The sequence below is a fragment of the Paenibacillus pabuli NBRC 13638 genome, from assembly GCF_001514495.1.
GTDB lineage: Bacteria > Bacillota > Bacilli > Paenibacillales > Paenibacillaceae > Paenibacillus > Paenibacillus pabuli.
The window spans coordinates 1-10,672 of record NZ_BCNM01000045.1 but is presented as its reverse complement, the minus strand read 5'-3'; the positions used below and the strand labels follow the sequence as shown (position 1 = coordinate 10,672).

Sequence of the window (10,672 nt, the reverse complement as noted above, 5' to 3'; positions counted from 1 at the left end):
GATGGACGCCGGATTGCCCGAGAGCGCAATCGAGGACTCGGCCCCGTACAACTGATATTCCTCGTACATTACGCCGACATACACACCCACGATGTCCGCCGCCAAGCTCTCCCGCGTATACCCAGCATCCTCCAGTGTCTCGTACACACACTGCATGAACAATCGTTCCTGCGGGTCCATCATCTCGGCTTCCCGGGGAGAGATCTGGAAGAACAACGGATCGAATTCGTCCACCCCGTCCAGAAATCCGCCCCAGCGTCCATAGGTCTTGCCCGGTGTGCCTGGCGCTGAATCATACACCTGCTCCTGATCCCAGCGTTCCGATGGAATTTCGGTAATACTGTCCGTTCCACTGCGCAGGTTCTCCCAAAACTCCTGGATATTCCGCGCTCCCGGGTACCTTCCCGCCACACCAATAATGGCGATATCCTGCTGTGTATCGCTAAGTGTGCCCTCCTGTCCTGACAACTTTGTCTGCGTTTCATTCATCCGTGGTGCAGTCGTTTGAGTCTGTCCAAAAGTTAGATAGGGCGATCTGGTCTCTCCATGGCTGGATAAAACAGATTGCATTACAGACTGCCGTTCTTTGACATGCTTGGCATCCAAAGGTATGAAGGCTGCATCTGAAGTTGTGTCGGGATCTCTCTCCCTTAGCAGCCTGTCCAGTTTTTCGCCTTGTTCCTGTAGAAAGTAACTGCTCAAATCCCCGATCGTCTGGTATTCAAAAAATAATGTTTTCGGCAGTGGTCCAAACAAACTTTCCAGTTTGCTTGTCATCTGCATGATCAGGATTGAATCGATTCCATACTGCTCCAGAGGTGCATTCGCTCGAATACGGGACTCGGGCAGCCCAATAACTTCGGCAAGGGTTTGGATCAAAAATTGAACCGTTCGTTTGGGTTTATCGGCTGCCTGTGAAAGGTTTGATTCTCCGACAGGAGAATTTATTTTATTCATTAATTCCAATTCTTCGCTCTCACCATTGGAAACCAGGGACCCTATTTGGTTTTTGGAATGTAGAAGCTCCCTGATCCGGGTCACATTACCCGACAAAACAGCAATCTGTCCGGCTCCTGTCGCCAAGGCTCGATAGAAGGCCTGTATGCCGCTCGACGTTTCCATCGCCGTCAAACCGTAACGATGAAACATCCTTTGCTGGACGGATTCAGGTACCGTCATGCCCCCTTCAGTCCACAGCGGCCAGTTTATGGACAAGGTCCGCCCAAACCGCTCACCCTTCTGCACTCGCTGATGCCGCTCAGATGCAAAAGAATCCATAAAAGCGTTGGCTGCCGCATAGTCGGCTTGCCCAGGGTTGCCAAACATCGCGGCAACAGCCGAACAAACGATGAACAGATCCAGTTTGTCCTCCCGAGTAGCTTCATCCAAATGAACAATACCGGACACCTTCGGTGCAAAAACGTTGCGAAGATCGCCCTCTCTTTTAGCAAAAATGGGGTGATCATGTATAATTCCGGCACAATGAATGATCCCGTGCAGCTCACCAAACTCCATCTTGAATGAGCTCACTAATTCTTGCACGGTCTGTCGATCCGAAATATCCCCTTGTCTGTAAAGGAGGTTTATTCCTTTCTCACGTAAAGCATCCAATTTCTTCCGGACGGTTGACACAGATGCTCTTCCTACAGCAACAATGGTGCAGGAGGGTGCATGACGCGCTATTTCTTCAGCCATGATGATGCCGAGAGCACCTGCTCCCCCGGTAATAATGTAGACCCCTTCGGGTTTCCACGGGATGTCTAATGAGCTTTCTAATGGATCATGTTCAATCATTTTCCAGTCTTGAACATGACGAAGTCCACTACCTGATTGCCCTGGTGTACTCTTATAACGGATTAACCCATGCTCCGGGTAAGACCGGTTATCTACGAGCATGTTTGCCAGCATCTCCGATTCAGTCTCATTCATGACCTCAATGACCTGACCATGAAAGGATGGATTCTCCAGCTCGGCCGTTCTTAACATAGCGGCAATTCCCTGATACAACGATAACTCGCCAGGAATAACAATTTGGAGCCATTTTTCATCGTTAACATGGGACACTGCCTGCATCAGACGCTGGATCTCCTCGAGCACCCTCAATGCGCCTTTGGTGAATAATTCGTCCCAAGACTGGCCGGAATCCGTTATCCGAATACGTACACTTTGAATTGAAAATCGCTGTAAGTAGTGTTCCATTCCCGGGTAACTGTGATTGCTGTTTTCGAATAAAAGCACCACATGATTGCCCACCGTTAAGTTCTCATTCCCGGAACCTTCCTGGAAAAATGTTTCAACAGGTAACGATTTCCAGTAGGGTTCAGCCAGCAAAGTCCCTTCATCCGCATGCTCTACCTGCCCGGGAAGCTCACGGAATGTCAGCCCCTTGATGCGAAGGACAAGCTGTTCCTTAACGTCATATCCATCAATATCGACCTTTTTCGTTTCAACCAGGGAGTCATTCGGAGTACAGGCGCGAACATGCGACCACATTAAGGATGTGCTATTTCCCCATATCTCCACATGCTCTATGGCAAATGGAACCGGTGTTATAACAGGCGAACCTCCTGCTGCCGCCAACAGAAGTCCAATAGAAGCCTGTAGGGCACTGTCAGTAAGACCAGGGTGAAGCTGGTCTTCGCCATATTCATGGGTTAACCCTTCTGCAAGGCTCAGTTTGGCAAGCGCCTGATTGGTCCCGATGTACAACTCTTCAATTCCCTGATAATATTTCCCATATTGCAGCCCCATTTGTTTAAACTGATTATAACAATCCTCTTTGGTATAAAATCCTTCGGTACATTGGGTTCTGATCTGTGCCAGATCTGTCCACCCGGCTTCCTGCGGCTCCATCATTGCCGCTTGCCCAAGACAGTGCACAACAGGCTCTTCCGCACCATGGCTCTGTACCCGAAACTCGATTTCCCCCTGTTCAATCGGATGAAGCAAGACGTCAACCTGAACAGGTACATTGTTCACCTGTAGCGGACCATACCAGCCGATATGACTCAGTCTTATCCATGTCTGTTCCAGATCATCATGCGTAAGAGCCATTTCGAATGCTGCACGAGCTATCTCCAGATAGGCTGCACCCGGAAATACGCTTTTCCCTTGCACGACATGATCCTTCAGGAAAAGCTCCTCCCCATTAAAGGTGGAACTGAATTGGAGAGCAGTCCAATTCGAAGTATTACGGTGCAGCAAAGGATGAAGCAACTGGTTTGAGTCCTCTTTGCTCTGGTCAGCATGTTGTCGGATCGCATGATCATTTGTTGGTGCGTAACCAGCGTCAATCCAGTACTTTTCCTTGGCAAATGGATACACGGGCAGTGAGATTCGTCCTGCGGGCGCATGCTCAAACAACAATTCAAAATCAAGGTGATATCCCTGCATATATAAGCTTGCTGCTGCTGCTAATTTTTCCGTAAATTCAGCCGAATCCGGTGATTCCGAACAATGCTGCAAACATTCATTTCCGTAACGCATCAATGAAGACTGTGGGCGCAGCGTATGTGACAGTTCCACCACCTGAACTTCTGCAGCAGCTCCCTTTTCAAGCCATTTCTCCAATATTCTGATTAACTCTTGCTCATTACGGACCACACAGCTCAATCGGGTGTTCATATGTTTTCGTCCCATGAGCAATGTATAACTCATATCCCAGTAGCTCACATCGGATTGTTCTTTGCAGAAGCCAACCAGTTGCTCGACTTGAGTCCGCAATTGTTCCTGAGACTGAGCCGATAAAACAATCAGGTTCCCGGGGTAACTGACCTTCTGACTTCCTTTGACCGGTGCTTGTTCAATGACCATATGAGCATTCGTCCCACTGAAGCCAAAGGCGCTGATTGCGGCCATCCTTTTAACACCTGGCGGTGTGATCCAATCGATTGTCTCTGTATTGATATAAAAAGGGCTGTTCGCAAAAGCAATGTGTTCATTGCCTTCCTGAAAATGAAGGGACGCTGGAATTTTTGCATGTTTTAAGGAAAGTAAAATTTTGATCAGTCCAGCCACACCGGCAGCCGCCGCAGCATGTCCAATATTGGTTTTGATTGAACCAAGAGCACAGTAACTTTCCTCTTCGGTATACGACCGGAACGCTTTCACAAGGGCACTGTATTCAATGGGATCTCCCAATTTAGTTCCCGTTCCATGGGCTTCAACCAGTTGGATATTTCCAGGATGGATGTCAAAACGATTGTAGACCTCACCCATGAGCTGCTCCTGAGACTTCGCACTTGGCGCAGTGAGTCCGTTCGAGGCCCCATCCTGGTTAATGGCAGTACCCCGAATAACCCCATGAATGTTGTCCCTGTCACGCAGAGCATCACTCAAACGCTTCAGCACAACAACTCCGGCTCCTTCTCCAGGCACAAATCCGTCTGCCCGCTGGTCAAACGTATGACATCTGCCAGTTGTTGAGAGCATGCCGGCCCGATTGGATGCAATGAAAAAACCTGGTGTGGACTGTATAAACACCCCTCCGGCAAGTGCCATTTCCGTCTCTCCAGACCACAGCCCCTGACAGGCCAGATGAACCGATACGAGTGAGCTTGAGCATGCCGTATCCACTGCAATAGCAGGGCCCTGCAAATTCAGATAATACGCGATTCGAGCAGGAATGACTGAGCCTGAGTTGCCCCAGAATGCCTGCGGAACAGGATTCGTTCCAAGCAGTGTCCGATAATCAAGCTCATTAAATCCCGCGTATACACCACACTTCAGCCCGGCAGCTGCCTGTCCCGCATACCCGGCGTCTTCCAGTGCCCTCCAGCATTCCTCAAGAAAAATTCGCTGATGCGGGTCCATGTGAGCCGCTTCCGTACCAGAAATGTTAAAAAATTGAGGATCAAATTCATCTATGTTTTCCAAAAAACCACCATGGCTGCAATAGGGAGTATCTTGTTCAAAATAAGACGACATATTCCAACGCGTAACGCTCCCGACCAGATCTTTTCCTGCAGCCAAATGCTCCCATAAGGAATGAATATCATCTGCCTGCGGAAATCGGCCGCTCATCCCAACAATAGCAATATCACCCTGCCCCACCTTTAAAGGGCTATAAGAGTCTGGAAAGGCAGATGGGTAATGCGTGCGTTCAGATGCAGATGAACTTTCTGTTTTGTGAGCATGCGGGACAGAAGCTTCTGAGCTCCACTCCAGCTGTTCTACTGATTCGGAAGACTTTTCGATGATCTGCACAAGGCCGTCCCGATACTTTTCAACGATATGGTTGGATAACAACTCAATGGAGCTATAATCAAACAGGCTGGATACCTGCAAGGATATCGATAACGCCTCGTTAATCGACTGAACAAGCCGAACACCTGTAATAGAGTCCACTCCATATTCAGAGAAAGGCTCCTCTGAATCAATCATGGTGGTGTTCACTTTGAGCGATACAGACAGCATGTCTGTAACGATCTCTCTTACATATGCTTTCAATGCGGTTGCCGAAGTGCTCGCCGAACCAAGGGATGGGTTGCTTGGCTTCTTTTCTTGCAGTTCAGGACGGCTTCCCGGAGTGAACGGATCATTGGACTGTAACTCAGTCCGAATCTGATTGGAAGATCCAACTGGAGCAACCTCCGTGTCGATCTGCCTGACTAAGCCGTCACTGTATGCCACAATGACCTGCTGCCCTTCCTCGTGCCAATCCCGTGCAGGAAATTCGATAGAATGAAAACCCGCTTCCAGTAACAGTTGTTCCCATACATGCGGTGCTGCTCCGGGACAATCGGGTAGACGAAGCTCGGGATCTTTGTACAGCCACCACCCATCCAACAAACCAAAGGTAAGGTGAGTAAACAGGGAATTGCTGCTAATCTCGTTAATTAACAGCATCCCGCCTTGTTTTAGCAGAGCCTTCACATTACGCAGTGTTGTCCGCAAATCGGGTGTTGCGTGCAGCACATTGGCTGCGATGACCACATCATAGGAACCGGTATCTATTTGTTGGGCAGACGGAGCATAACGGACATCAAACATCCGATAATTCATGAATGGCCTGTCTGCTCCATACTTCTGCTCACCATGCAAAAGGAATGCTTGGGATACATCCGTATATGCGTACTCTTGAATATGCTGTGCCATGGTTTCCAATCTTTGCAAAACGGCTGCGCTGGTTCCTCCGGTTCCCGCCCCAATCTCCAACACGCGCAGACCTGCAGAGTCGTCGAGATGGATTTTATGCTGTACACAGGATGCTGCCGCTTCTGCAAGCACTTTGTTATAACGATTTATTTTCATGTATATATCCCCCCGACCAATTCCATAGAGGAATCAGGAAACATAATCTCGGTTGCCAGGCAATTTCCATTGAGAATATCCGGCAGCGCCCTCAGCATCGTCTCAACCAATCTGATTTGTGATTCCGCACCGTGGTGTTTGATCCAGCCAGGTTTGTTATGCTCCCATTCCTGCCAAGCCGTTTCGGCATTCGGCGCGTCGTTATTGCACACCCTGTATCCAAAATCAGTTTTCATCAGAAAGCCGTAACGGACTAGCGCGGTCATGCTTCCCCTGATCCAATGCACGTAGGTATCCGACAAATTCTGTGTTAATTCAGCCAAAGTGCCAGAGCTTACATCGGATACAAACCACCCGGTGGCATGCAGCTGCACCCACATCAACTTTGCAAGCAATGGCTCCATCTGTTGAAGCAAATGACCTGTATTTTGCTCTGGCTGGGAGATGCGCGTGATGTCGCGAGTCTCTTGCCCGCTCCCTTTTAGAGGCTGATCCGACATGTAGACCTGTACTGACTTTTGCATGTTAATTCCAGGAATCGAATATGTTTTTGTTTTTAACAATGCAGCCTGTGTAAGGTCCAGGCACATGAGCATCTCCAAGGCTTCCATCGCTTCTGGCGCCTCAATGGAACTCACACCCATCCGGTCCATGCGTTCCCTGTATTCCAATGAAGCAACACGGCCTACACTCCCCCAGAAACCCCAATTCATAATTTTGACCGGACATGTCCAGGATTGTCGCAACCAATGCGCAAACGAATCTTTAAACATACATCCCGCTGAGTAATTGCTCTGGCCTGGTTGTCTGGTAAAAGAGTTCATGGATGAGAAAAAGAGTACAAAGTCCAGATTTTCTTTCGCAAATATGTTCGCCATCACAACACTTACATCCACTTTGGCGGTAAATACATGTTGAAACTGTTCCTCTGTCATCTGTTCCAAACTGCCATCTTGCAAAACAATTGCTGAATGTACAATGCCATTAATGGTCTTGAATCGGCTTTTGATCGTTTCATACGCACCCATTAGTTCCTCTTCATTGGCTGCATTGGCCGAAATATATTCAGGAGCCGTCCCCAGATCTGACAACCGATTCTGCTTATGCCGTATCTCGTCGTTGTATTCACTTCTTCCAATCCATATCACTCTCGCCTGATAGGTCCGGATCATATATTCACTCCATACTTCACCGATCCCGCCGGCCCCGCCAATGACAACATAGATTCCGCCATGACGATAATTGTTGTTGTTCTGAGGAGCATTGCTCTCCAAGCGAACAAGTTCCTGACCGTACCAGCGGTTGTTTCGATGGACCTGGAGATCCCCAACACCTGTCGGTTCCAGAGAGAGCGCTGCACGAATGGAACGTTCATTGATGTTACCGGCTTGCAAATCCGCAAGACGCACACACCACTGTGGAAACTCCTGCGCCATCGAGCTGGCAAGACCTTGAACTCCGGCATCCGTAGGGTTAACCGGATCGCTAGACCATACGGATTGTGTCTGACATGTTAAGAATGACCATTCCAACGGATGATCACCATATCCCAATTGAATCATGGCTTTAATGATTCGAAACACATTTTTTACGCCCATATTCTGTGCGGATATCAAATGATTCAGTGACGTTGGTGGGAGAGACATATGATTGGATAACCAGATGATATGATCAATCGAATCGACCTTTTTCAAGGCATTCATCACACTGACGGAATCTGCCGCAGTTTCCGCATCCATACGGATTGATTTTGCATGGATCTGATGAACCATCTCCCATTGCTCCGTTGTACCTCCAATCACCAGCCAACGTTTATGGGCAGGATTGAATTCGAACTTTTCAGTCTTTTCGATTACTTCCCATATTGGCGTCAGCATAAGATTATGGTCCGATGGCTTCGATGGGTTTGCAGGGAAAGTTTCCTCCTGCTCAACTTTTAATTCACTTGTCTCATTGGCCTGTGCTTGCTGCGGAATCCAGTATCTTTCTCTTGCAAAAGGGTAGGTTGGGAGACTGATTCGTTGGGGTTTACCCTCAGCAGCATATAATGTATTCCAGTCCAGGTTCAGACCCTGTACCCATAATTCCAATAATTTGTCATGCTGGCCCTTCTGAATCCACCGGTTCACCATTTCTTCCATGTCCTCATCCCGACTAAGGATAGAAAGCATCTCTTTACCCTTTTTCACATGACCGGTATAAAACACCATTTGGGAAGCTTGTGTTTCCAGATCGTTTGCCTGTTCAACATACTCTTTTAGTTTCGCAGTGAGTTCCTCTATGGACACCGCCAGTAATCCCAGACGCTCTTCCATCGACTCACGTCCAACCTGCAAAGTATAGGACAAGCTCCTCAGATCCGAATCCTGATATATTCCGGTGCGTAACACCTCAAGCAAGTCTTTGGACTTTGCCAGGAGTCGTTCCTGATTTCTTGCGGACAGCACAATGACAACAGGGGATTTAGGATGATCTTCGCCAACTGTTATCTGCTCCGAACACATACCTGTAGGGATATATTCTTCAATAATGATATGGGCATTGGCTCCCCCTGCTCCAAATGAAGATACGCCTGCACGTCTTGGAATCTGCACTCCGTCTATTTCTGGACGCTTCCATGGTTCGAGCAGCTTCTGCACAAAAAATGGACTCTGTGTAAAATCAATGTTTGGATTGGTCTCTTCCGCGTGCAGGGATGGCGCGAGTTCCCCATGCTGCATCTGCAACAGTACTTTTGTTATCGCGGCAATGCCTGCTGCGCTTTCACAGTGACCAATGTTGGATTTAGCCGAACCGATGGCACACTTGAAGTTGGATTGCGTCGTCTGCACAAATGCCTTTGTTAAACCAGACACTTCAATGGGGTCCCCGAGCGAAGTTCCTGTTCCATGTGCCTCCACATAACTGATCGTTCGTGGATCGATTCCTGCTTCATATAGAGCATCGCTGATAACTTCAGCCTGTGCGTTCGGATTTGGGACAGTATATCCATTGGTTTTACCCCCGTGATTCAGCGCCGATCCTTTGATCACACCGTAAATCCGGTCTCCATCCGTTATAGCTTTGGCCAACGGTTTCAGCAGAACGGCGCCGACGCCTTCACCCGGAACATAGCCGTCCCCACCTTGGCCAAAGCTCTCACACCGTCCTTTGCTGGACAAAAATTTTCCCTGAGACAAAAGAATATATTTGTTTGGATGGACCGACACATTCACCCCGCCCGCGACGGCAACCTGACACTCGTTCTGTCTCAGGCTTTGACAGGCCAAATGAATGGATGTTAATGACGATGAACACATTGTATCCACGGCCATGCTTGGTCCGCGGAAATTACAGAAATACGAAACCCGATTGGCAATGGAAGACGGATTACCGTTGAATGCCATGGAACTCTGGGACCCATAGAGCTGATACTCCTCATACATCACACCTACATAGACGCCCACTTTCTCCGTGCTCAAGCTTTGTCTGGTGTATCCCGAATCTTCCAGTGTTTCATATACACACTGCAAAAAAAGTCGTTCCTGGGGATCCATTGTTTCGGCTTCACGAGGAGATACCTTGAAAAACAACGGGTCAAACTCCTCCACACCATCCAAAAAACCACCCCAGCGGCCATAGGTTTTGCCTGGAACTCCTGGCTCTGGGTTATACACCTGCCTGTGATCCCAACGTTCAGATGGAATCTCGGTAATACTGTCCACACCATTTCGCAGATTATGCCAGAATTCCCGGGTATTACGGGCACCTGGATATCTGCCCGCCATTCCGATAATGGCAATATCCTGATGCTCATTATTCTGGTCTTTTCCACCGCCAGAGCGTGAGTCCACTTGAATGGAAAGGTCCGGATTCGTTTTTTTCAAAATAGGTTCGGCTTCGGGTTCGAAGTGGGTTCCTGTCAGCAGCTTTCGCTTCGACATCATGGTGTACGTTGGGACGTGCGTTCCGGAGTTTGATACATGCCGTAAATTCTCTGAGACATTCTTTTGTGTCGTTCCGGCTGATTTCATTCCTTTTGGCTGAAGCAGCTTATCCAATCGCACCTGATGTATGTTCATAAAATAATGACTTAGTTGCCTCAGAGTCTGGTACTCAAAGAACAGCGTTTTGGACAGGGAACCCAATTCACTCTCCAGTACGTCCGTCATCTTCATAATGAGCAGCGAATCAATACCATACTGCTCCAGCGGGGCATCCGGCTCAATCCTTGATTCTGGCAAACCGATCACGGGTGCCAATGTTTCAATTAACCAACGGATGGTTCGATCCTCAAGCTTGTCATCAATTCCTGTAACCTCTTCCGTATCTTCGATTCTCGCGGGTTTTTCTGCTTTTGAACTCTGGGCAAGGTTATATTGACCCATGAACTGCTCAGCGGTTGTGCGGAGGTTCTTTTGTTCCAACAGTGTCTTTGCAG

Annotated in this window: 2 protein-coding genes; both read right to left on the bottom strand. The window is 48.5% G+C overall.

Translation table 11 applies throughout. The features are described 5' to 3' along the window. On the bottom strand, nt 1-6,252 hold a 6,252-nt coding region (locus tag PPA03S_RS31690; RefSeq protein WP_157284465.1), incomplete at its 3' end, for an SDR family NAD(P)-dependent oxidoreductase. After that, a complete protein-coding gene (locus tag PPA03S_RS34315; RefSeq protein WP_281189107.1) occupies nt 6,249-10,619 on the bottom strand; it encodes a type I polyketide synthase in 4,371 nt (1,456 codons plus the stop codon). The genes PPA03S_RS31690 and PPA03S_RS34315, both read right to left, overlap by 4 nt. Nucleotides 10,620-10,672: the final 53 nt, after the last annotated feature.